This is a genomic window from Methylotenera versatilis 79 (assembly GCF_000384375.1).
GTDB classification, from domain to species: domain Bacteria; phylum Pseudomonadota; class Gammaproteobacteria; order Burkholderiales; family Methylophilaceae; genus Methylotenera_A; species Methylotenera_A versatilis_B.
Genome location: NZ_ARVX01000001.1, coordinates 124,977 through 147,965 on the forward strand (window position 1 = coordinate 124,977; position 22,989 = coordinate 147,965).

Sequence of the window (22,989 nt, forward strand, 5' to 3'; positions counted from 1 at the left end):
GCAGAAGAAGAAATAACCAATCTATCTATGGATAGGTTATTAAAATGATATTGTGAGTGATTAAAAACCTAGACTCTCAAGTAAATCGTCTACTTGCTCTTGGTTAGTAACAGCCTCGATATTTTGTTCAGGGTTAATTTGGGGACCATTAAGTAAACCGCTTTCCTTATCTTTTTTAGGAAGCTCTGGCGTAAAATCGATCAGCACCTGAACCAGTTGTTGCTCAATACTTTGCGCCAACTCAGTAATTTTCTTGATGACTTGTCCAGTTAAATCCTGAAAATCTTGTGCCATCATAATTTGCATGAGTAACTCTTTGCTTTGATCCACTTGCAAATGAGTTTGATCCAAATAATTCAAAGTGTCTTGCGCCACTTTGTCGTAATCTCTTTTAAATGAAGGCGTCCCAAGGACTACTTGCCATTGGCTTTTCAATAGGGTTGCATCATTAGATAATTTATCCTGCAAAGGTATTGCCAAGTCAATTGCATTAAGGACTTTCTCAGCAGCCTGTTCTGTCATGCGCGCTACATATTCCAGCCGATCGCGAGCGTCTGGAATGTCACTAGCCGCTTTTTCCAACAATTTATCAAAACCTAATCCGCGTAAACTATCATGCAAAGTACGCGTCATCTGACCAATACGATTGAGCATCTTCTCTTGAGTATCATGGCTTGTAGACAACTCTTCTATGGCCTCGGAAGCAAGCTTATTATTCATCATCAAGCGGTCGCCTTTTCCATTTTTTCGAAAATCTTCGCCAACTTTTCATCTAGAGTCGCTGCCGTAAATGGCTTCACAATATACCCATTAGCACCGGCTTGAGCGGCAGCAATTATATTTTCCTTTTTCGCTTCCGCCGTTACCATTAAAACCGGCAATGTTGACAAGTCTACATCTGCACGAATATTTTGCAGCATGGTTAAGCCATCCATATTAGGCATATTCCAATCGGAAATCACAAACTCAAATCCACCTGATTTAAGTTTTGCTAAACCCATTACACCGTCTTCAGCCTCATCCACGTTGGTGTAGCCTAAATCTTTGAGTAAATTTCTAATAATGCGTCGCATCGTAGAAAAGTCATCTACGATCAGAAATTTAGTATTGAGATTAGCCATGTTTACTCCATAAACTTAAAAATAATTACAACAGTCACGTACTAAACAAATAGCACTGACCTCTTCATATCATTATCGACTACCCATATAAATACGGATCGTTGAATTCAGGCATAAATCTACCGTTAATTATCGATTTGACCTTTTAAACACGTAGTGCACGGCTACTATTAGCCGCTAAATAAGCTAACACACGAGAAGGCATCTCATTGAGTGGCAGTACTTCATTGACGCCACCCAGATGCACCGCTTCTTTTGGCATTCCGTACACCACACAACTCACTTCATCTTGTGCAAAATTGTAACTACCAGCCTCGCGCATTCTGAGCATCCCTTGTGCGCCGTCCTTGCCCATGCCGGTCAATATGACCCCTACGCAGTTTTTACCGGCTACGGCTGCTGCAGAATCGAATAACACGTCCACTGAGGGTTTATGCCGATTGACCGGCTCACTGTTACTCAACTCCGTCACATAATTGGCACCGCTACGAGTCAACAGTAAATGTGAATGTCCGGGTGCAATAAAGGCATGACCTGGCAAAATTCTCTCCCCGCCCTGCGCTTCGCTGACTTGAATTTTGCATAAGGAATTTAGGCGGTCTGAAAACGACTTTGTGAATCCAGCAGGCATATGCTGAGCCACGAGTACACCAGGCGCATCTGCAGGCAATTGGGTTAAGAACGCTTTCAACGCTTCGGTGCCGCCGGTAGACGCGCCAATAATAATAAGTTTTTCACTGCTTATAAGTGGGTTGTTCAGTTTAGGTATTTCTGAAATCTGCTCTCTAGAACCCTGAATCGGCTGTTTGATTTTTGCTAAAGCAGCAGCGCGGATCTTATCGCCTATCAAGTCAGCATATTCTTTAATGCCATCTGCTATCGATAGTCTAGGCTTAGTAACGAAATCTACTGCGCCCAGCTCCAATGCACGCAATGTGATCTCAGAACCGCGTTCAGTAAGCGACGAAATCATGACCACTGGCATAGGTCTTAAGCGCATTAAACGCTCTAGGAAGTCCAGACCATCCATTTTAGGCATTTCAACATCCAGTGTGAGCACATCTGGATTGGTTTTCTTGATAAGCTCACGTGCTATTAAAGGATTAGGGGCTGCGCCTACCACTTCCAGATCAGGCTCACTGTTGATAATTTCCGTCAGTAAACTTCTAATCAATGCAGAGTCATCGACGATCAATACTTTAATTTTTTTTATTTTCATTATTAAATTGGCCTTTCTATCTTTTCACCAAACACAGAATCTAAAATAACTCTGCGTCGCCAGACACAGCCGTAGCTTGTAAACTGGATGCATAAAATTCTTCGCGTTGAGCCAAGGTATCGGTATGGACTTTCTTGAGCTTTTTTACTAAAACCCTGCCGGTATGGGGAAAGAAATAGACTTTTCTTGGGTATATATCATTAAGATCTTCCCCCGCTATTCGGATGTTTTCCGTTTTTAGATAGTTCTTTACAAAGACGGCATTACGCTCACCTACGTTAATCGCCGTAAAGGCTTTCAATACAGATCCACCGCCAAAAATCTTGGCTTCAAGATTTTCACGTTTAGCACCATGTTTGATGAGCTGGTTAATCAAGATTTCCATGGCATAGTTGCCATAGCGCATAGACGCAGAAACCGGACTATTGATATCGCTCATACCTCCCTCCGGCAACATAAAATGGTTCATGCCGCCTATACCGGATTTCACATCACGGATGCAAGCAGCAACACAAGAGCCAAGCACTGTGACGATCAGCATATTTTTATCGGTAAAATAAAATTCACCCGGTAATATTTTCGCTGCTTGTGCATCAAATGTCTTATCGTAGTAAAGGTTGGTGGCCATATGTTCGGCAATGGTTTTACTCACTTCCCCACTCTTTTCGTTGTGACGAGCGATTGCATTTATACAACCGTTCTTTGCTGTGCATTTAACTCATAAACCGTTTTGCCGCGCAATTTGAATGCATTGGTCACGTATAAAAAATTTTCTGAATGGCCGCCAAACAGCAGTGCATCCGGCTTCATTAACGGCGCAAATCTGTTCAAAATTGTAGCCTGTGTCGCTTTATCAAAATAAATCATCACATTGCGGCAGAAAATAATGTCGAATGGACCTGTTAACGGCCATTTTTCATCCAACAGATTCAGCGGCATGTATTGGATCATCTGCCGTAACTCATCACGGACGCGCACAAACCCCGCATTAGCGCCGACACCTCTTAATAGGTATTTTTTGCAAAGTGCAGGATCCATTTTTTCGATACGCTCCATTGCGTATACCCCTTGCGCCGCAGTTTTAAGCACATTGGTGTCGATATCTGAAGCAATGATTTGAACGGGTGGTTTTAACGTGTTAAACACTTCGCAAGCCGCCATCGCAATTGAATAGGGTTCTTCACCAGTCGAACTCGCAGAACACCAAATCGTAATAGGCTGTTTAATGCTTTTGAGATGCTCCTGCAAAATTGGGAAGTGATGTGACTCCCGGAAAAACGAGGTCAAATTAGTCGTCAGGCAATTTGTGAACGCTTCCCACTCGCGCTCATCACTCGTCGCTTCTAACTGATTGAGATATTCATTAAACGATGACATATCGACCACTCTCAAACGACGCGCTAGACGACTGTAGACCATATCGCTTTTAGCATTTGAAAGCGATATTCCTGCGTGTTTGTAAATGAGCTTACGCACCCGCTGAAAATCGTTTTCAGAAAAGTGAAACTCACGCTCAGTCGCTCTTCCTTCAGCTCTCATAATATCTTTCAAGGATTGACTAATTATCCGTTGCTAACCATTAACACTGGTTTAGCCATGGGTTCAACAGGAGAGGATTCATCCAAAATAAACACATTAACCGTATCAGAGAGTTCCTCAGATTGCTTCATGAGTGCTTCCGCTGCTGCAGCGGCTTCTTCCACTAGCGCAGCATTCTGTTGCGTCACTTCATCCATCTGTGTGATGGCAATATTAACTTGGTCAATACCAGAACTTTGCTCAATTGAAGCAGCCGCGATCTCACCCATGATGTCAGTCACGCGTTTAACAGATGAAACAATCTCTTCCATGGTGTGGCCAGCAGCTTCAACCAGTTTGGTTCCGCCTTTAACTTTCTCGACTGAGTCTGAAATCAGTTGCTTGATCTCTTTAGCCGCTGCGGCAGAGCGTTGTGCTAAGTTGCGCACTTCTCCGGCGACTACTGCAAAGCCCCTGCCCTGTTCCCCTGCACGTGCCGCTTCCACAGCTGCGTTCAGTGCTAGGATATTGGTCTGGAAAGCGATACTGTCAATGACGCTGATGATTTCTACGATCTTGCCTGAGCTGGCGCTGATGTCGGTCATGGTGTTGACCACTTCGCCGACCACACTGCCGCCTTTAATGGCGACGGTAGAGGCCGTGGTAGCTAGTTGATTGGCCTGTTTGGCGTTCTCGGCATTCTGTTTAACAGTAGATGCTAGTTGTTCCATGCTGGATGCAGTCTCTTCAAGTGAAGAGGCTTGTTCTTCCGTACGTTGGGAAAGGTCGGCATTGCCTTGCGCAATCTCTTTCGCTGCCGTATTAATGGTGTCAACCGAAGCTTTGACTGCTGCGATCGGCCCTACAATCATTTCTAGAGTACCGTTGATGACTTCAACAATCCTGCGGAAATCACCTTGATGGCGAGTAATATCGGCCCGCACACTAATACGGCCTTGCTCCGCGGCATTAGCCAGCATTTGTACGTCGGCCCTTAAAGCATTTAAATTATGACGAATTTGCTCAACGGTAGTATTGATATATGCTTGTTTACCGGGAAACTGCTCTAGTTCCGCGTCAAAATTACCCTCACCAAACTGTTGCATACAGGCCAAAGCTTTGCGGTTAACTTCAATATGATTCGCCACCATCTCGTTAATACTTTGCATGATGACTGCATAGTCACCATTGAAGCGTTCATGCTGCAACTGCTGATCAATATTGCCTTGTTGATGTTCTACGGTAATTTGTTTGATAGAGTCAATCACGCCTTTTAGATTGCTGCGCACTTGTTCAACGCTTTGATTGATTGAAGAAAGTTGGCCTGGAAAATCCTCAAGTGGCGTATCAAAATTACCATCGCCGAAGCCTTGCACACATGCCAAAACTTTTTGGTTTACGGCAATATGGCCTTGAACCATATCATTAACGCCTACTGCCATTACTTGATAAGCCCCTTTGTATTGACTAGTATCGATACGCGCAGCAATCTTTCCTTGGCTGTGATCTTGTGACATGCGGGTCATATCAGCGATGAAGTTTTTTATATTGTTGCGCAAGCCTTCAATACCATCATTGATGAATTTTTGTTGGCCTGGAAATTGTTGTAAAGGCTTATCAAAATTGCCTTGTGCGAAATCCTGCAGGCAAGCCGTTACCTTACGCATGATGTCTGCTTGGTTGCTTGCCATTTGATTGACGTTATCCGCCATGTCCCGGTAGCTACCATAGAATTTATCACTATGAATTCTGCTATCGATTAGGCCTGCTTTATTTTCACTGGTTATAAAGGTTTGCTCTGCGATTACAGATTTAATCGTATCTTGCATGCTGGACATGGTGGCCATCAAGCTTGTTGTATCGTTGGGCTTTAATGTGATTCTGGTAGTGACATCGCCTCTGGAAATCTTATTAGCCACTTCGAGAGCTAAAATGGGCTCACCACCTAATTGACGCATCAGATTACGTAAAATGTAGTATCCCATGCCGCCCATCATGATAAGCATGACCAAGGTAATGCCGATTGAAACCAAACTGGTCTGCTCGAGAGATGCCTGAGCGTGGTCAGCTTTTGCATTGGAAAGCTGAATGCTATAAGCGATCATGTCATTGATAGCATCGTTGGCACTCCGTGCTTCTGCAGATATCCCTATATACAACTTGCTTGCTTCTGGTAAATTGTTTTCGCGTGAAGCGATAATGATCGGGTACATTTTCAAATAATAATTACCCACCATCAGGCGCATATGTTCATACTTTTTCTGTTCCTTAGGATCCTTCACCAATTTAGAATATTCATTGAAAGTCTTGTCCAGGTCTGCACGATATTTTGCTATATCTCCCTCCATGGCTAATTTCTGATCCACATCTGGATCGATAATATGCCGGCCAATCCAGATACGGATTGTGCTGAAACTCAAACTGATTTTATTCAGCTTTGCCATATTAGGCAGGCTGCTCACGTTGGCGTAATTAGCCTCTTGGAATACTTCTTTCATTTTGTAAGCACTGAAAGCTGATAACACCACAAATCCAATTACCGCAGCCAATACTAATAAATAAATACGTTTTGTAACTGACATTTGAAACTCCTCAATCTTTTTAAATGCTGTCATTAGGCTATTTAATACTTATCTAATCTAATCTTAAAACTCAGTCCAATCACCATCTACACCATTGGCTGGAATCACTTTTGCAAGATGCTGCGTACCATTCATCTTCACAGATTGTGGTTTCGGTCTCGCTAATTGTTTTACCGGCGCACGACTGATTGGCGTTACAACTGTTCGGGCGCTAGAACTAGAAACTGACTTGCTGGTTACCGCGCGCTCATCCACCTTGAATATGCTCACAGCTTCCATCAAGCTATTTGCCTGGTCGACGAGCGACTCAGCTGCTGCTGTGGCTTCTTCCACTAGCGCAGCATTCTGTTGCGTCACTTCATCCATCTGTGTGATGGCAATATTAACTTGGTCAATACCAGAACTTTGCTCAATTGAAGCAGCCGCGATCTCACCCATGATGTCAGTCACGCGTTTAACAGATGAAACAATCTCTTCCATGGTGTGGCCAGCAGCTTCAACCAGTTTGGTTCCGCCTTTAACTTTCTCGACTGAGTCTGAAATCAGTTGCTTGATCTCTTTAGCCGCTGCGGCAGAGCGTTGTGCTAAGTTGCGCACTTCTCCGGCGACTACTGCAAAGCCCCTGCCCTGTTCCCCTGCACGTGCCGCTTCCACAGCTGCGTTCAGTGCTAGGATATTGGTCTGGAAAGCGATACTGTCAATGACGCTGATGATTTCTACGATCTTGCCTGAGCTGGCGCTGATGTCGGTCATGGTGTTGACCACTTCGCCGACCACACTGCCGCCTTTAATGGCGACGGTAGAGGCCGTGGTAGCTAGTTGATTGGCCTGTTTGGCGTTCTCGGCATTCTGTTTAACAGTAGATGCTAGTTGTTCCATGCTGGATGCAGTCTCTTCAAGTGAAGAGGCTTGTTCTTCCGTACGTTGGGAAAGGTCGGCATTGCCTTGCGCAATCTCTTTCGCTGCCGTATTAATGGTGTCGCCCGCTTGCTTAATCTGAGAAATAATTTCACCCATGTTATCGATAAGTGAATTAATGCCTGTGCAAAGCTCAGCAATATTGCCGGTTTTGTCTGAAGTAGTGATGCGCTGCGTCAAGTCACCTGCTTTGGCAGCGCCCACAACCGCCTGCGTTTCGCCAACTGCTTTAATCAATGCTTGTTGCGCTTGAACTGTTGAAGTAATTTCGGTGGCGAATTTCACCACTTTAGAAACTTTGCCATTAACATCTAAAATAGGGTTATAAGAGGCTTGTAACCAAACTTCGCGACCTCCTTTAGCAAAGCATTGGTATTGTCCTGAATCAAACTCCCCACGGCCGAGCTTTTCCCAGAAGGCATGATATTCCGTGCTGGCTTTGTAGGTAGGATCGACAAATGTGCTGTGGTGCTGACCGATTGCTTCAGATTCGGTATACCCCATGACATCAAGAAAGATGGCATTTACGCGAATAACTTTGCCATCAGGCGTGAATTCAATGACCGCCTGGTGGTTATTGATTGCATCCAATTGCCCGCTCGCATCTACTGCTTTGTTTTTTTCTGCGGTGATATCAGACGCAAATTTAACCACTTGGGTGACTTTTCCGTTCACATCTTTGATGGGATTGTAAGAAGCTTGGATCCAAATCTCTTTACCGCCTTTGCCAAATCGCTTGTAAACGCCTTTGTCGTACTCACCCCGGTTGAGTTTTGCCCAGAAGTCGCTGTATTCGCTGCTAGTCCTGTATGCAGGATCAACAAATAAACTATGGTGTTGGCCGATAGCTTCTACCTCGGAATAACCTAAGCAATCCAAGAAATTCTGATTGACCTCAGTTACATGACCATCGGGAGTAAATGAAATCACGCCTAAAGATTGGCCAATCGCACTCAATTGCCCTCGAATCAGTGTCTCAAGATTTTTTTGTGTACTAATGTCTGTGGCATATTTCACCACTTTGAAGGGTTTACCGTTGAAATCTAGAATTGGGTTGTATGAGGCTTGCAACCAGATTTGATTGCCGTTTTTCCCTACCCGTTGATACTGACCTGCGTCATATTCACCGCGCGCTAGTTTCTCCCAGAAACTACGATATTCAGGGCTGTTCTTATAAGCCGAATCGACAAAAAGGCTGTGATGTTGGCCTTTAATCTCATTGAGGGTATAACCCACTACATTCAGGAAATTTTGGTTGGCTGTCACAATGCGACCGTCAAGAGTGAATTCAATCACACCTTGTGCCTTACTAATCGCCGATATAAGCCCTTGATTCTCTGCGGATTGGAGTTTAGATTTGGTTACATCAGTCATATAGCTGGTAACTTTTACATATGATCCATTGTTATTGGGAATCGGACTGTAATATCCCTGAAACCAATGCACTTCTCCATTTTTTGCAACAAACTTATATTCGCCTGTGTCGTTCTGACCTAGTGCAAACTTATCCCATAAATCACGATCATTTTGATTGGGTTCGAGGAAACGGGCATGGAGCTGGCCGACAACTTCGCGCTCTTCAAAACCTAAAGCGTTAAGAAAGTTATTGTTAACACTTAGAATTCTGCCTTCTAAATCATATTCAGCAACACAGCGCGCTTTATCAATCGCCTTTTTAATCGCAGTGGACTCAGCCACTTCATTTTCAAGCTGCTGAAAATATTTACCCTGCAATAATTGGCCTAAACGTCTTAACCCTAAGTTTTTCATTTATTTCTCCTTAACTTCTATATCGTCAGTAATTAACTATTGTTTAAGCTAATTGCAGTTAAAACACGATTTAAAATATTCTTTGATACATTAATGGGTTGCAACTGTGTCGAGTAAGTCCATCTCTTGACTATTCATCAGCTTTTCGATATCAATCAAAATGAGCATGCGTTCTTCTATCGAGCCTAACCCCAGGATATATTGCGTATCAATGTTCGAAACCAAGTCGGGCACTTCGCGGATATGTTCTGTCGATAAATCCAGCACATCTGAAACGCCATCCACGACAATTCCGACCACGCGGCCTCGTAAGTTCAGAATGATCACCACAGTGAATTCATCGTATTGTTTATTTTCAAGGTTGAATTTGATGCGCAAATCAACAATGGGAACGATGCGTCCGCGCAGGTTAACTACCCCTTTGATAAAGGTTGGTGTATTGGCGATTTTGGTCACGGTGTCGTAACCCCGGATTTCCTGCACTTTCAATATTTCAATGCCGTATTCTTCACCACCTAAAACAAAGGTCAGGTATTCACCTGCAACACTTTCGACTTGTTTTTTAGCGGAATTGGTAAGGGATTCTATATTCATGCTCATGCTGCATACTCCTTTTGTAGCTGCTGTGTTTGTCCAATATTGATAATGGCGGGTATATCCAGAATAAGCGCTACAGATCCATCACCCATGATGGTTGCACCTGAAACGCCCTTCACTTTTCTAAAATCAGTTTCTAAGCTTTTGATCACTACCTGTTGCTGCCCAACCAAACTATCAATAAATAAAGCGGCCTTTTTACCCTCAGACTCAATCAACACGAGCACTCCCTGCGTTGGGTCCTTGTATTTACTTTGTTGATTGAACATTTGATGTAAAGCGATGATTGGTAAATATTCACCACGGACATGCACCATGTATCCTTGTCCTGTTACGGTGCGAACATCGGCAGGGTTGGGTTGCAGTGTTTCTACAATCAAATTGAGTGGGATAACATAAACGCTGTCACCCAAAGAAACTGACATACCATCTAGAATGGCTAAAGTTAATGGCAATGAAATCGAAATGGTGGTGCCAAAGCCCAAAGCAGATTTAATCTCCACCGTACCGTTCATAGAAGTGATGTTACGTTTCACCACATCCATGCCCACGCCACGGCCTGAAACATCGGTGACTGTTTCTGCAGTGGAAAAACCTGGGGCAAAAATGAGCTGCCATACATCGCTATCGGACATGTTGTCGCTAACATCTAGGCCGTTTTGTTTGGCTTTTGCTAAAATGCGTTCGCGGTTGAGGCCACCGCCATCGTCGCTTACTTCGATAACGATATTGCCCCCGCGGTGGGTTGCCAATAAGGTCAGGCTGCCTATTTCATGCTTACCTGCTTTAATGCGGGTTTCTGGCATTTCAATCCCATGATCCACACTATTGCGGACCAAATGGGTTAATGGATCAATAATGCGTTCGATTAAACCTTTATCTAGTTCGGTAGCCGCACCTTGCGTAATAAACTCAATCTTTTTGCCAAGTTTGCTGGCCAGGTCACGCACCATTCTTGGAAATCTGGAAAACACATAATCCATCGGCATCATGCGAATCGACATAGCGGCTTCTTGCAAGTCACGTGTGTTGCGTGTGAGTTGGCTGACGCTGTTGATTAAACGTTCGTGCTCAACCGGATCTAACGCGCTGATACGCTGCTCAATCATGGCTTGTGTGATTACCAACTCGCCTACCAGGTTGATTAATTGGTCAACTTTCTCAACGCCAACGCGAATTGAGCTATTCTCTTGGTTAACTGCTTGTTTATCGCCTTCGCGGCGCATCGTTTGTGATTTTTCAGTATCTAGTGCGGAAACTGTGTTTTGTACAAGATGTAAAGCCAGCGCTGGTGTAGCGCTTAATTCGACTTTCGGCGAAGATGAATCATTCGCTTCCGTGAAAAAACCATAGTCGACATTCTCTACAAAAGACCTCGTAGTTTCTTGCTGAGCTACCTGCTGGTTAACACTAATACTTAATGTATCCGGATCTACTACAAATGAACAAATAGATAACACTTCCGCCTGTGCAGCATCGGTCACCAAATTAAACACTAATTGGCCATCAGAATTTACTGCTTTGGTCACCGCGCCCAGTAGTTCTAGTTCTGACTGTAGATCAGCAGCCTCTTTATCTGTGAGTTTTGGCGATACGATCAATAACGACTGTGAAGATGAAGCGGACTCTGCAGATTGATGAGGCTGTGTAATTGCAGATGGATCAATGTCGACAATGAATGAACAAATAGCAATGATATCTTCAACGGATGTCGCGCCAGTTAATCTGAATACATACCCTTTACCAACCTTTTCTTCCTGCACAATACCGAGTAACTCAAGTTCTGATTTAAGATTGTCGGCATCTTTTTCCGATAGATCTTTTAAAGTAATCACATATTCAGGGCTGGTTTCAGAACTATCATTTACAGCAGCAGACGCCGCCTCAACTAACGTATTAGGCTCTACGTCTTTGACTACAGCAGCTATAGGTGCAATTGCTGCGCCTTCAGCGAAGTTCCTCAGTTTAAGCTTAATGTCCTCTACCACGCCTTCATCAGCTGTCGTACCGTTACGGTGACCATCCAGTTGCATAACCAATACGTCTTTGGCCACCAAGAATGCATCGACATGATCGAGTGTGAGCAGCATTTCGTTTTTGCGAATTTTGTCTAGCAGTGACTCAAGCAGATGCGTAATCTCGGTCATATCAACCATACTAAAAGTGGCTGCGCCGCCTTTAATCGAATGCGCTGCCCTAAAGATAGCGTTCAAGTGCTCTGGATCTGGATTAGCCACATCCAGATCGAGTAATAATTTTTCCGCTTCTGCCAAAAGCTCTTCCGATTCTTCGAAGAACACTTGGTAAAACTGGGTCATATCTATAGCCATGTACTGCTCCGTTTCGATATTTCTTGCTGATACTGTAATTTCCGTTGGATGATGAGCACGATTTAACCTGAATCAGCCGATGACTTTTTGTACAATCTCAATGAGCTTTTTAGGGTCAAACGGTTTTACTAACCAGCCATTCGCACCTGCGGCACGGCCTTGCGATTTCATTTCATCACTGGATTCCGTTGTCAGCATCAAAATAGGGACTTTTTGATAACTCACTAAGTTACGTAGCGAGCGGATCAACGTAAGGCCATCCATAACCGGCATGTTCTGATCCGTCAATACAAGATCAACCGTTTGCTGTTTGGCTTTATTTAATGCATCTTGTCCATCGATGGCCTCAATTACTTTGTACCCGGCAGCATTCAAACTAAAGACCACCATTTGCCTGAGTGAACCAGAATCGTCGACAGCCAGAATCGTTTTTGTCATCATATTTCTCGCAATAATCTTGTATCGATATATCGTTATTAATTAATAACGCTTTTGTTTGCCCTGTATGGCAATGACATTTGTAAAAGTAAATCCACTAGAAAAGCTCAATTTCGCCACTGACCATATGTTTTTGCTTTACTTCTTGACTTAGGCCGTCTTTAAGCGCCCCGCTCTTTAAACTTAAGCTGTCATGTATTTTTTCCAGCAACTCCTCAATAGATTCATTTTGTGAGGTATGCGTATCCATGCGATGATTCGCTAACACAGTTAATAAATCGCGTAATCCAGAAATCCGTTTTACGGTGCGCATGATCAGTTGATTCGTCAGGTCTTGAAATTGCAACCCAGTCACCACAGTGTTGATTTCTAGATGAATTTTTTCGCGTAGCGCCAAAACACCAAACCTTTGCGTTGCCTCAATATCATGTGTTTGTAACGCATCGCCCAATAACTGCTGTTGCTGACTAACCAGTTGATTGATCTGCATAAACCCGCCGCTTAAAGTCTTAATCGCTTGCTCTAGCAAGAATGAGGTCTGTTCCAAGTCCGCTTCTGCAGCTTGCAAATGCTGGTTGCCATGTTCAGAAACGCGACTGAGTAAGCGCTGCAGTTCAATCATTGGTAAATTATTCCTATCCATACCTACACAATAGCTTTACGTAGTGCTAATCAATTACATGAATACAGGTCCGAATACCTGTTAATTTGGGCTTAAGCTTTCTACTCCAGGCACGGTATTGCTATTCACTTTGACTGCAGCGTCATCATTCAAAACGTCCTCTTCGGCTTTCTTATTCATGACGATAATGCTGATTCGGCGATTGACCGGATTCAAAGGATTCGCCCGATCAAATAACACTGCAGAAGAAAGACCCACCACCCTTAATAATTTTGTTTCATCAATACCACCAGCAACTAATTCACGCCGTGCAGCATTTGCACGATCAGAGGACAACTCCCAGTTACTATAAAGTTTTTCGCCATTAGGATATGGCGACGCATCGGTGTGTCCGGATAGGCTAATTTTGTTCGGCAGGCCATTCAGCACTTGGCCGATCTCATGCAATATCTGCCTTGCATACGGCTGAAGCTCCGCTTTTGAAGAGGCAAACATCGGACGATTCTGGTCATCCACAATCTGAATACGTAAGCCTTCAGTGGTGATATCCAGCAGCAATTGGTTTTTGAACTGGTTCATCGTAGGACTGGCGTCAATAGCCTGTTGCAGCTTTTGTTTAAGATCTTCCAGCTTTTGTTTTTCCAGCCTTTCAAGCTCGGCCTTGGCAGACTTAATGTCAATTTTTTTGATGCTTTCCTTACCTTCTGCTTTTCTAACCTGGCCCGCCTGCTGCGTTAAATCTTTGCCTCCGCCTTTAAGCACAGACTGGCTGCCACCCACAGCCGGACCACCCATCAAGGCCACTTTCAACGGAGTTTTGAAGTACTCTTCAACCCCTTTTAAATCCCCTGCAGACAACGTTCCTAACAGCCACATAAGCAGAAAAAAAGCCATCATGGCGGTGACAAAATCTGCATAGGCAATTTTCCAGGCGCCACCGTGGTGGCCATGGACGATTTTCTTGATGCGTTTTACGACAATTACATTGCCATCAGCCATATGAAACTCGATGTATTTGATATTGGATAATTGAACGCATAGTTATTTGGCTTTGGCTTGTTTGACGTGTTCTTCAAGCTCTAAGAATTTAGGACGTTCTGTGGAGTACAAAACTTTACGGCCAAATTCAACTGCGATTGCAGGGGGATATCCGTTTAAACTGGCTAGGAAAGTAACTTTCACGCACTGGAACATTTTTGATGATTCGTCCGCTTTTTGCTCGAGTAAACTTGCTAGTGGGCCAATAAAACCATACGCCAGCAAGATACCCAGAAAGGTACCGACTAAAGCATGCGCAATCAAAATGCCTAACTCTGCTGGTGGAATGCCTATAGACTCCATCGTATGGACTACACCCATCACCGCGGCAACGATACCAAAGGCTGGCATACCATCGCTCAGCTTTGCGAGACAGTGTGAAGGCACCATACTTTCGTGATGATGCGTTTCAATTTCGTTATCCATCAGATTTTCGATTTGGAACGCGTCCATATTGCCCGAGACCATCAAGCGCAGATAGTCGGAAATGAAATCAATAAAGTGATGGTCTTTTAGTAAATCGGGATACTTCTGGAACAGCAAACTTTGTTCTGGATCTTCAATATCCTTCTCGATGGCCATCATGCCATCACGACGGATCTTGGTAAGAATCTCGAATAAAAGTGCTAATAAATCTAAATATCGAGCTTTAGAATGTTTGGAGCCTTTGAATAACCCGGGGAGACTTTTAAGTGTTGCTTTCACTGCCCTAATGTCGTTTCCGACGAGAAACGCTCCCAAAGCTCCGCCTCCAATCATCAGTAACTCCAGCGGCTGGAGAAGTGCTGCAAGATGACCACCAGCAAGCGCGAATCCGCCAAACACTGAGGCAAGTACAACAATATATCCAACGATGACTAACACTATATCGACTCCCAAGAAATAGCTTTATTGATAGCTTGCAGAATAACAACTGGGCCATTAATACAAATGCGGGAATAAAAGGCTTAAACCGCTTCTAATATACTTACGGAAGATGCCGGCGAAACTTTAAGGAAAGTAAAAAAGAATGTTACATACACCAAACATAAAGCTTGGGAGATTGTGGGCCGGCTTGCAGCGTCAAATCGGCAGGTTTGTCGATAATTTCAAATTCGTTGCTGATCAAGAAACTACCTGAAGTCATTTCCTTCGCTGCTTTTTGCCAAACTGCGCTCATGACTGCGGGAGAAAGATAGGCATAAATCACATCGTAATCAGCAAAACTGAGGTTTCGATAGTCACCATAGCAAAACTTAGCTGATGATTTTAAAATTTTACTGCGTAAAAAACTGATTACCCATGGCAACGGAGCTATTTCTATGCCATAAAAAGACGAGTGCGGCATGTTTTTCGATAGCTGCATCATTAAGCCGCCTAATCCGCTACCTATATCGATTACCCGCACTGGGCCTTTGTTAGAGATTATATTTTTCACTAACGCTTGAACATGACTATTCGAAGGAAAATAAGGAACTTGGCTACGGAATGTCGACCAATAAAGCGCGGAAGTAAACACCAAACCGTAGAAATAATAGGCCTGGGATATGGGATACTTAAGCATGGCTCCCACCAGCAGCGGGAATAAACCGTGGATAACATGCCACCATGCCGCCATAGAAAAAATATAAGAAAATCCGATGGCGAATAACGCTTGCAATGCAAACATCATGAGTAGGGATAACTTTAAGCCACTTAAAGCAGCTAAATAATGACTGACAAGAACTAAACTTAAAGACAGTATCTGAATAAGCAAAGCTTGGCCTGCTGGATTCAAACACTGTGTTGCTCGACTCTTGACACCAAGCCATTGTTTAAAATTACTTGATTGGTATTCGGTTTTAAACATGACTAAACAGTCATTAAGCTTGTTTTGCTAATAATTGCTCATTTTGTAATTGAGTTGCTAATTTAAGTTCAGCCATTTCTTTAGCTTTTTTAGTTTTACCTGCACGTGATGGAATGTGACATAAATTACAACGGTAATCTTGATTAAGATCGTAAGAACTCACTAAGAACCTGCCTTGGCAACAGGCGCAGGAATGCATTTTTAACAACTTAACTTCCACGAATCGCACTAATGTCCACGCACGAGTCATGGAAAGTACCGGCTCTGAATCCGCATCAGTTTTCGCTTGGTGCAGATAAATTTTGTAAGCCGTCATGATGGCTTCAATCCCTTTTACATCTGCATATTCCAGCAAAAAATTATAAATACTCATGAAGATGGATGAGTGAATATTAGGCTGCCAGGTCAGAAACCAATCGGATGAGAAAGGCAACATGCCTTTAGGTGGCGATACCCCTTTTAACTCTTTATACAACTTAATTAAACGCTCACGCGATAAAGTAGTTTGAGATTCTAATAGCTGCAATCGGGCCCCTAGGTTGATTAACTTGATACTTAATTGGATTTGTTCAGCATCACTCACTACACTTTTATTCGCCATCATATTCACCTAAATTCTTAATTTTTTTAATTTGCAGCTAGCACATTTTTACTGGGTACAAAGCGCTCTTATGCAATCATCTCAGCACCATGATTCGCCATCAAAATCATGGCATGCGCTTTTGCCAGCACAGTGTCTTTATCGTAGTTAGTTAACATGCCTAGGATGACGCTGTCATCGAACCTAAATCGAGCCAGCATCATGTCTGAGCTGGACATCTTAATAATTTGTGCACTGCTTAAAGTTTCTAGGATATCGGCAATCGGTTTACTCAAACCTAACCTAAAAATTGCAGCAGATTTATCTTCGCGAATCATTTTTTGAGCCAACATTAAATAGTTCAAATTGGCATCGCGTATTTCAGAGATCATTTCGCTGTCAGTCATTTTATTCCCAATCATTCCGTTAAATTTGCAGGAGTGCGTGAGATGAACTTTGACGTTTATGATGTGGAAATTATATTGGAGTCTATCGGTATTTTTTGACAGACAAGCGCAATGAGGGAATACAGCGTTTGTCTTACAAGCGCTGTATTCCCTTAATTTATTTACAACTCAATCAACAACTTATCATGTTATTGAAAGTGGTAATTTTGATAACGAAACGAATGTTTCATTGAAATTTAATTTTATTTCTGCTTAAAAATAATTTTCCATCATAAATTTTCTATAAATATCTTATCGGCAAGCATTTAAAAAACTTTAGGGTTAAACAAAAAATATTTTGAATAATTTTTTAACTTAATGATTTTATTAGCTAAAAAAACAAAATATTTTTAAATAATTTCTTTTGCACTCCCTTTTCTTGTTTTTCATACAGCGTTTCCTTGGTGCCTTATCGGCAGAATTTCAAAAAACTTTAGGATTAACCGTATTTTCACCCCCTTATTCCCGAAATCTAACTAAAGATTGCTGACCAATAATGGCAGCCATGTCATTCCAATACACTTCATGCGTCTTAAAACACAAAAGATTGGATCATAGGAAATAAAGTGGCTGAAGATAGCGATTTAGAAAAAACAGAAGAAGCCTCCGCCAAGCGGCTTGAGAAAGCACGCGAAGAAGGCGACGTCCCCCGCTCACGCGAACTGGCGACCTGTACTGTGCTATTCGCTACCGGCGTAGGTTTTTCTGTGCTGGGTCAGCCAATTAATACCGCGCTTAAATCTAACATGAGTGGATTACTGCATTTAGAAAGACAAGCGGCGTTTGATCCGACATTTCTATTGAGTAGAATCGCCGATTCGATTTTGAGCCTAATGATTGCCTTTGCTCCGCTCGCACTTTTAATCATCATCGTAGCGATTGCCTCACCCGCGTTAATTGGAGGCTGGTTAATGAGTGGCAAAGCTTTAATGCCTAAATTCAGCAAACTCAATCCGATTCGTGGCCTGTCTAATCTGATATCAAAAAATTCAGCTGTTGAGATCGTTAAGTCGGTCGCTAAATCACTTTTAGTCGGCGGCGTGGCATATCTTGTGATCAAAGCCAATCTGGATCATATGCTTTCACTTTCACAATTACCCGTGGATGAAGCCATCGGTGCAACCGCAAGTCTGCTGCTCAAGGCTTTTTTAATGATCGTCGCTTCCTTGATATTGATTGCTGTTATTGATGTGCCCTATCAGCTCAAACACTATGCCGATAAACTCAAAATGACAAAAGAGGAAGTCAAACAGGAAGCGAAAGAATCAGAAGGCAATCCTCAAATCAAGGCACGTATTCGCCAGCAGCAAAGAGAAATGGCGAGACGTCGCATGATGTCAGAAATTCCTAAAGCGGATGTGGTCATTACCAACCCTACGCATTACGCAGTGGCCATTAAATATGCTGATGACAGCATGCGCGCACCCAAAGTGATTGCTAAAGGTGCAGATGCTGTTGCCTTGAAAATACGTGAAATTGCCAGTGAACATCACATCATGACCTTAGAGTCACCTAAATTGGCGCGTGCACTGTATGCGCATACTGAACTGGGCGATGAAATTCCTGAGACGTTATATTCGGCTGTGGCTGAAGTATTGGCTTATGTATTCCAAATGCGCATTTTCAAGAAAGACGGTGGCTTGATGCCTACTCTTTCCAAAGCTTTGGATATTCCGAGCGGATTAGATCCGCATGAAGAGATGAGTGCAGAACAATTACAAGGAGTGAGTGTATGAGCCAACTGACATTACCTCCGTGGCTGGCTGGTCTTGCAACAAAAAGCACTGCAGCGCCATTATTGATTGTGATGCTATTGGCAATGATGATATTGCCTTTGCCCCCTATCGTTTTAGACATCCTCTTTACTTTCAATATCGCGCTTTCAATTCTGGTATTGATGATTGGCTTGCATACATCAAAACCCCTGGATTTCATAGCGTTCCCTAGTGTATTGCTCATGACGACCATGCTGCGCTTATCATTAAACGTAGCTTCTACACGTATTGTATTGACGGATGGTCATAGCGGCCCGGATGCCGCAGGTAAAGTCATTGAAGCTTTTGGCCATTTCTTGATTGGCGGCAACTATACCGTGGGTATCGTAGTATTCGTTATCCTAACAATCATCAACTTTACGGTGGTGACTAAGGGGGCTGGCCGTATTGCCGAGGTTGGCGCAAGATTCACCCTGGATGCCATGCCTGGTAAACAGATGGCGATTGATGCAGATTTAAATGCAGGCTTGATCGGCGAAGACGAAGCGCGCCGTCGTCGTACCGAAGTAGGGCAGGAATCGGAATTCTATGGCGCAATGGATGGTGCCAGTAAGTATGTGCGTGGGGATGCGATTGCGGGCATTTTGGTCATTATCATCAATATCGTCGGCGGCTTGATTGTAGGTATGGTGCAACATGATCTGGCTTTTGCCGAAGCCGTGAAAAACTACACGCTTTTGGCGATTGGTGATGGCTTGGTGGCACAAATTCCTTCGCTGATTATTTCGGTTGCAGCAGGTTTAGTCGTATCACGTGTTGCAGATGAACAAGATATCGGCAATCAATTAGTCAACCAATTATTCTCAAACCCCAAAGTGCTTTATCTCACCGCGGGGATTGTCGGTAGCATGGGTATCATTCCCGGTATGCCACATTTTGCCTTTTTACTCTTGGCTGGTGTACTGGCTGGCATCGCATACTTTATAGAAAAATCACGCATGGAAAAATCCGCTGCGCCTGAAGAAGCTACCGTCGAAGTGCCTAGCGAGATGGAAGAAGCGAGCTGGAACGACGTATTACCAGTCGATGTGATTGGCCTGGAAGTCGGCTACCGCTTAATTCCATTGGTGGATAAAGGTCAAGGTGGCGAGTTGCTCAAACGTATCAAAGGCATCCGTAAGAAATTCGCACAGGAGGTTGGCTTCCTCTCCCCGCCTATCCATATTCGCGACAATTTGGAACTTAAACCCTCGGAATACCGCATTACCTTAAAAGGCGTGGAAGTCGCAAAAGGAGAATCGCATGCCAATCAATTCCTTGCCATCAACCCTGGCATGGTCGCTGGTGCATTGCCGGGCGCCATTACAACAGACCCTGCTTTTGGCCTGCCGGCAGTTTGGGTGGAAGCTGATTTGCGCGACCAAGCCCAAACACTAGGCTATACCGTTGTAGATGCTGGAACAGTCATTGCAACGCACCTGAATCATATTATTACGATATATGCATCGGAATTGTTAGGTCGCCAAGAAGTTCAACAGTTATTGGACTATATCGGCCAAGACTCACCTAAGCTGATTGAGGACTTGGTGCCTAAGTTATTACCTTTGGCAGTAGTACAAAAGGTATTGCAAAACCTGCTAGCTGAGCGTGTCCATATCCGCGATATGCGCACAATTATAGAAACCTTGTCTGAACATGCGTCACGCACACAAGATATAAATGATCTGACGAGCCTAGTCCGTATCCAGTTAGGCCGCGCGATTGTTCAGCAACTTTTCCCGAACAGCAATGAAGTGACCGTTATGTCGCTGGATAACAATCTAGAAAAAATATTGATGCAGGCGATGCAATCCAACCCCGCGGGCGGCCCGATTATCGAGCCAGGACTTGCTGAAACATTGTCTCGCGAAACCGAACAAGCCGCCAGAGAGCAGGAACAACTTGGAATGCCCCCTATCCTGTTGGTACCGGGTGCATTGAGACAGTCTTTATCCAAATTCTTACGTCGTTTGATTCCAAACTTGTGCGTACTTGCGCATGAAGAATTACCTGATTCAAAAACAATACGTGTTAACAGCCTAATTGGAGGTTAAGTTATGAACATTAAAAGATTTTTTGCCAGAAACTCGCGCGAAGCTTTAAGCCAGGTTCGACTCGCTTTAGGTGAGGAAGCTGTCATATTGTCCAATCGGGCGGTGGATGGTGGTACCGAGATCTTAGCGGTGAAAGAGCAGGATATGGATCAGATGATCGTAGCTCAGAATACCCTAACAAAACCTTTACCGAGTGTCGCGCTGAGTTCAAACAGCCAAAAGCAAATTGACATTTTGACCCGAAAAAATCATGGCGATGAGAATCTTGCGCAACACCCGCTAGAGATGGCAGATCAGGGTCCTGTAGAGTTTGATAAATATATTCCTGAGCCCCGTCAGACGATGAAACAACAATCTACGCATGCTAGTGAGATTGACTACATCAAGAATGAATTGCAAAGCATGCGTGAAATGTTGCAGTCACAACTGACCGAAATGTCCTGGAATAATATTCAACAGCGTGACCCAATAAAATCAAAATTGTTAACCCACATGATTTCAGCAGGATTTAGCGCTTCCCTTTCTAGATACATCGCAGAGAAAGCGCCTAGTTTTAAAAATACTCCAGATGCTGTGAAGTGGCTGCATAACGTGCTCGCTCGCAATTTCAATGCTATAACCAATGAGAGTCAGCTATTAGATGATGGTGGTGTATTCGCGCTGATTGGCCCCACTGGCGTGGGTAAAACGACCACCACTGCCAAGCTCGCCGCCCGCTATGTCATGAAACATGGCGCAAAAAATCTCGCCTTAATTACCACAGATGCTTATCGTATCGGCGGACATGAACAGTTGCGTATCTACGGAAAAATCTTAGGTGTAATGGTACATGCGGTCAAAGATCAAGCCGATCTAAAACTTGCGCTACAGGAATTGAAAGGCAAGCATACGATCCTCATCGATACCGTAGGCGTGAGTCAGCGAGACAAAATGGTGGCCCAGCAGATTGCTATGTTGCACGGCGCGGACAATAACATCAAAAAACTGCTGTGCCTGAATGCAACTTGCACAGGGGAAACCTTAAGCGATGTGGCACGTGCCTACAAAGGACAAGGTTTAGATGGCGCCATCATGACTAAGCTAGATGAAGCCGCGACTATCGGCGGTGCACTGGACATCATTATTCGTGAAAAACTCAGTTTATATTACGTCGCTAATGGTCAGCGGGTTCCGGAAGATCTGAATTTAGCCGATAAGCAAAAACTGTTACAGCATGCTTTTAAATTGGGCACAGCAAAGCAAGATATCTACGGAATTCAGCAAATCGAGTTGCCTAGCTTGATGGCAAATCTAGCAAACTTATCAACCCATAATATGGCAAGGGAGCTATCACATGGCTAGTTTGCATTTAGATCAGGCCGCAGGTTTACGTCGTATCATGGTGCGCGCGCAGCCCAGAATCATTTCAATACTATCGGCCCTTGGGAATACCGCTGGCAGTGCCAATGAATTACACCGGATACTGGGTAACCTAGCTGCTTCGTTTAAGCTAGACGGTGGTAAAGCCCACATTATTTATGGGGCAGATGATGACATCGACACCTTGAAATATTATGGGTTATTGAATAAACCATGCCTCATTGACGTGATGCGAGCGCAAAAACCGCTTAAAGAAGCCATTAGCACATTAAGAAGCGACTTTACTTCCAGTTGGCTAGGTCACACTGGGAAAATGAACCCTGAGTTAGGGCCACAGCTTAGCGAATACATCACTTTGCTCGCAAAATCGCATGACATCGTCATGGTGGAAACCAAGGTCAATGCCAATCAAAGCTTGCCTTTGCAGCTATTAAACGATGGCGTCATTATCATCCAGATGAATCAAAAATCGGCGTCCATTAAACAGGCTTATAGCTTGATCAAGCAACTGCATAGCACACTAGGGAAGCGTGATTTCGGAATTTTAGTCCATGGTAATACCGCCAAAAACTCAGACATTGTGTTCAATAACATTGCCGCGGTAGCCATGCGCTTTCTAGGCATAGAACTTGAATACATGGGCTACGTTCCTACCGATGAACATATGAACCAAGCTTACAAAATGGGTCGCAGTGTCGTAGACGCATTCCCCACTACCGTAATTGCAAAAACCTATCGAGAGCTTTCCAAACGCCTTCTAAGGCAGGATCCTCCGTTTACTACCTTTGATACAAACACAATGATTTAGGATGCGC

20 protein-coding genes are annotated in these 22,989 nt (G+C 43.8%); 4 read left to right on the top strand and 16 right to left on the bottom strand.

Features of this window, described 5'->3' with window-relative positions:
* Positions 1-60 precede the first annotated feature (60 nt).
* The 16 genes from cheZ to flhD form a co-directional block, all read right to left on the bottom strand.
* Complete coding sequence (gene cheZ, locus METVE_RS0100625; protein ID WP_020166508.1) at positions 61-723, bottom strand: protein phosphatase CheZ; 663 nt, start codon at positions 721-723, stop codon at positions 61-63.
* A complete protein-coding gene (cheY, locus tag METVE_RS0100630) occupies positions 723-1,121 on the bottom strand; it encodes a chemotaxis response regulator CheY (protein WP_020166509.1) in 399 nt (132 codons plus the stop codon). The genes cheZ and cheY overlap by 1 nt, the downstream gene beginning before the upstream one ends.
* 145 nt (positions 1,122-1,266) lie before the next feature.
* Entirely contained in the window at positions 1,267-2,340 is a 1,074-nt protein-coding gene (locus METVE_RS0100635) for a protein-glutamate methylesterase/protein-glutamine glutaminase (RefSeq protein WP_020166510.1), read from the bottom strand.
* Positions 2,341-2,380: 40 nt separating this feature from the next.
* Entirely contained in the window at positions 2,381-2,992 is a 612-nt protein-coding gene (gene cheD / locus METVE_RS0100640) for a chemoreceptor glutamine deamidase CheD (protein ID WP_026361949.1), read from the bottom strand.
* Between the two features lie 35 nt (positions 2,993-3,027).
* Complete coding sequence (locus METVE_RS0100645) at positions 3,028-3,879, bottom strand: CheR family methyltransferase (protein ID WP_020166512.1); 852 nt, start codon at positions 3,877-3,879, stop codon at positions 3,028-3,030.
* A gap of 23 nt (positions 3,880-3,902) precedes the next feature.
* Positions 3,903-6,473: a methyl-accepting chemotaxis protein gene (locus tag METVE_RS12870; protein ID WP_020166513.1), complete on the bottom strand. Its 2,571-nt coding sequence runs from the start codon at positions 6,471-6,473 to the stop codon at positions 3,903-3,905.
* Between the two features lie 30 nt (positions 6,474-6,503).
* On the bottom strand, positions 6,504-9,128 hold the full coding sequence (locus METVE_RS0100655; RefSeq protein WP_020166514.1) for a methyl-accepting chemotaxis protein: 2,625 nt from the start codon (positions 9,126-9,128) through the stop codon (positions 6,504-6,506).
* A 90-nt stretch (positions 9,129-9,218) separates the two neighbouring features.
* Positions 9,219-9,728 (bottom strand): chemotaxis protein CheW, encoded by a 510-nt coding sequence (locus tag METVE_RS0100660; RefSeq protein ID WP_020166515.1) that lies wholly within the window; start codon positions 9,726-9,728, stop codon positions 9,219-9,221.
* Entirely contained in the window at positions 9,725-12,055 is a 2,331-nt protein-coding gene (locus METVE_RS0100665) for a chemotaxis protein CheW (RefSeq protein WP_020166516.1), read from the bottom strand. Before METVE_RS0100665 ends, METVE_RS0100660 begins: the two co-directional genes overlap by 4 nt.
* Positions 12,056-12,127: 72 nt before the next feature.
* Complete coding sequence (locus METVE_RS0100670; RefSeq protein ID WP_026361950.1) at positions 12,128-12,493, bottom strand: response regulator; 366 nt, start codon at positions 12,491-12,493, stop codon at positions 12,128-12,130.
* 97 nt (positions 12,494-12,590) lie between these two features.
* The gene (locus METVE_RS0100675; RefSeq protein ID WP_232415345.1) at positions 12,591-13,115 is read right to left on the bottom strand and encodes a chemotaxis protein; all 525 of its coding nucleotides are present in this window, start codon (positions 13,113-13,115) and stop codon (positions 12,591-12,593) included.
* Between the two features lie 81 nt (positions 13,116-13,196).
* Complete coding sequence (gene motB / locus METVE_RS0100680; protein WP_020166519.1) at positions 13,197-14,114, bottom strand: flagellar motor protein MotB; 918 nt, start codon at positions 14,112-14,114, stop codon at positions 13,197-13,199.
* A 42-nt stretch (positions 14,115-14,156) separates the two neighbouring features.
* Positions 14,157-15,017, bottom strand: coding sequence for a flagellar motor stator protein MotA (gene motA / locus METVE_RS0100685; protein WP_026361951.1), 861 nt, complete (start codon positions 15,015-15,017; stop codon positions 14,157-14,159).
* A 148-nt stretch (positions 15,018-15,165) separates the two neighbouring features.
* Positions 15,166-15,981 (bottom strand): class I SAM-dependent methyltransferase, encoded by an 816-nt coding sequence (locus METVE_RS0100690; protein WP_020166521.1) that lies wholly within the window; start codon positions 15,979-15,981, stop codon positions 15,166-15,168.
* A 13-nt stretch (positions 15,982-15,994) separates the two neighbouring features.
* Positions 15,995-16,582: a flagellar transcriptional regulator FlhC gene (gene flhC, locus METVE_RS0100695; RefSeq protein WP_051085501.1), complete on the bottom strand. Its 588-nt coding sequence runs from the start codon at positions 16,580-16,582 to the stop codon at positions 15,995-15,997.
* A gap of 68 nt (positions 16,583-16,650) precedes the next feature.
* On the bottom strand, positions 16,651-16,968 hold the full coding sequence (gene flhD / locus METVE_RS0100700; RefSeq protein ID WP_020166523.1) for a flagellar transcriptional regulator FlhD: 318 nt from the start codon (positions 16,966-16,968) through the stop codon (positions 16,651-16,653).
* 605 nt (positions 16,969-17,573) lie between these two features.
* Here flhD and flhB point away from each other — a divergent pair.
* Genes flhB through METVE_RS0100720 form a run of 4 tightly spaced genes read left to right on the top strand, consistent with a single transcriptional unit; the run spans position 17,574 to position 22,982 of the window.
* Positions 17,574-18,743 carry a flagellar biosynthesis protein FlhB gene (flhB, locus tag METVE_RS0100705; RefSeq protein WP_020166524.1) on the top strand — a complete coding sequence of 390 codons (1,170 nt, stop codon included), beginning with the start codon at positions 17,574-17,576 and terminating at the stop codon, positions 18,741-18,743.
* Entirely contained in the window at positions 18,740-20,815 is a 2,076-nt protein-coding gene (flhA, locus tag METVE_RS0100710) for a flagellar biosynthesis protein FlhA (protein WP_020166525.1), read from the top strand. Before flhB ends, flhA begins: the two co-directional genes overlap by 4 nt.
* A 3-nt stretch (positions 20,816-20,818) precedes the next feature.
* Entirely contained in the window at positions 20,819-22,156 is a 1,338-nt protein-coding gene (gene flhF / locus METVE_RS0100715; RefSeq protein ID WP_020166526.1) for a flagellar biosynthesis protein FlhF, read from the top strand.
* Complete coding sequence (locus tag METVE_RS0100720) at positions 22,149-22,982, top strand: MinD/ParA family ATP-binding protein (RefSeq protein WP_020166527.1); 834 nt, start codon at positions 22,149-22,151, stop codon at positions 22,980-22,982. The genes flhF and METVE_RS0100720 overlap by 8 nt, the downstream gene beginning before the upstream one ends.
* Positions 22,983-22,989: the final 7 nt, after the last annotated feature.

What these genes read in the sequence shown, in the direction of transcription:
- cheZ (WP_020166508.1), bottom strand. Translation starts at nt 723, where the DNA reads ATGATGAATAATAAGCTTGCTTCCGAGGCCATAGAAGAGTTGTCTACA.
- cheY (WP_020166509.1), bottom strand. Translation starts at nt 1,121, where the DNA reads ATGGCTAATCTCAATACTAAATTTCTGATCGTAGATGACTTTTCTACG.
- METVE_RS0100635 (WP_020166510.1), bottom strand. Translation starts at nt 2,340, where the DNA reads ATGAAAATAAAAAAAATTAAAGTATTGATCGTCGATGACTCTGCATTG.
- METVE_RS0100645 (WP_020166512.1), bottom strand. Translation starts at nt 3,879, where the DNA reads ATGAGAGCTGAAGGAAGAGCGACTGAGCGTGAGTTTCACTTTTCTGAA.
- METVE_RS12870 (WP_020166513.1), bottom strand. Translation starts at nt 6,473, where the DNA reads ATGACAGCATTTAAAAAGATTGAGGAGTTTCAAATGTCAGTTACAAAA.
- METVE_RS0100655 (WP_020166514.1), bottom strand. Translation starts at nt 9,128, where the DNA reads ATGAAAAACTTAGGGTTAAGACGTTTAGGCCAATTATTGCAGGGTAAA.
- METVE_RS0100660 (WP_020166515.1), bottom strand. Translation starts at nt 9,728, where the DNA reads ATGAGCATGAATATAGAATCCCTTACCAATTCCGCTAAAAAACAAGTC.
- METVE_RS0100665 (WP_020166516.1), bottom strand. Translation starts at nt 12,055, where the DNA reads ATGGCTATAGATATGACCCAGTTTTACCAAGTGTTCTTCGAAGAATCG.
- METVE_RS0100670 (WP_026361950.1), bottom strand. Translation starts at nt 12,493, where the DNA reads ATGACAAAAACGATTCTGGCTGTCGACGATTCTGGTTCACTCAGGCAA.
- METVE_RS0100675 (WP_232415345.1), bottom strand. Translation starts at nt 13,115, where the DNA reads ATGATTGAACTGCAGCGCTTACTCAGTCGCGTTTCTGAACATGGCAAC.
- motB (WP_020166519.1), bottom strand. Translation starts at nt 14,114, where the DNA reads ATGGCTGATGGCAATGTAATTGTCGTAAAACGCATCAAGAAAATCGTC.
- METVE_RS0100690 (WP_020166521.1), bottom strand. Translation starts at nt 15,981, where the DNA reads ATGTTTAAAACCGAATACCAATCAAGTAATTTTAAACAATGGCTTGGT.
- flhC (WP_051085501.1), bottom strand. Translation starts at nt 16,582, where the DNA reads ATGGCGAATAAAAGTGTAGTGAGTGATGCTGAACAAATCCAATTAAGT.
- flhD (WP_020166523.1), bottom strand. Translation starts at nt 16,968, where the DNA reads ATGACTGACAGCGAAATGATCTCTGAAATACGCGATGCCAATTTGAAC.
- flhA (WP_020166525.1), top strand. Translation starts at nt 18,740, where the DNA reads ATGAGCCAACTGACATTACCTCCGTGGCTGGCTGGTCTTGCAACAAAA.
- flhF (WP_020166526.1), top strand. Translation starts at nt 20,819, where the DNA reads ATGAACATTAAAAGATTTTTTGCCAGAAACTCGCGCGAAGCTTTAAGC.
- METVE_RS0100720 (WP_020166527.1), top strand. Translation starts at nt 22,149, where the DNA reads ATGGCTAGTTTGCATTTAGATCAGGCCGCAGGTTTACGTCGTATCATG.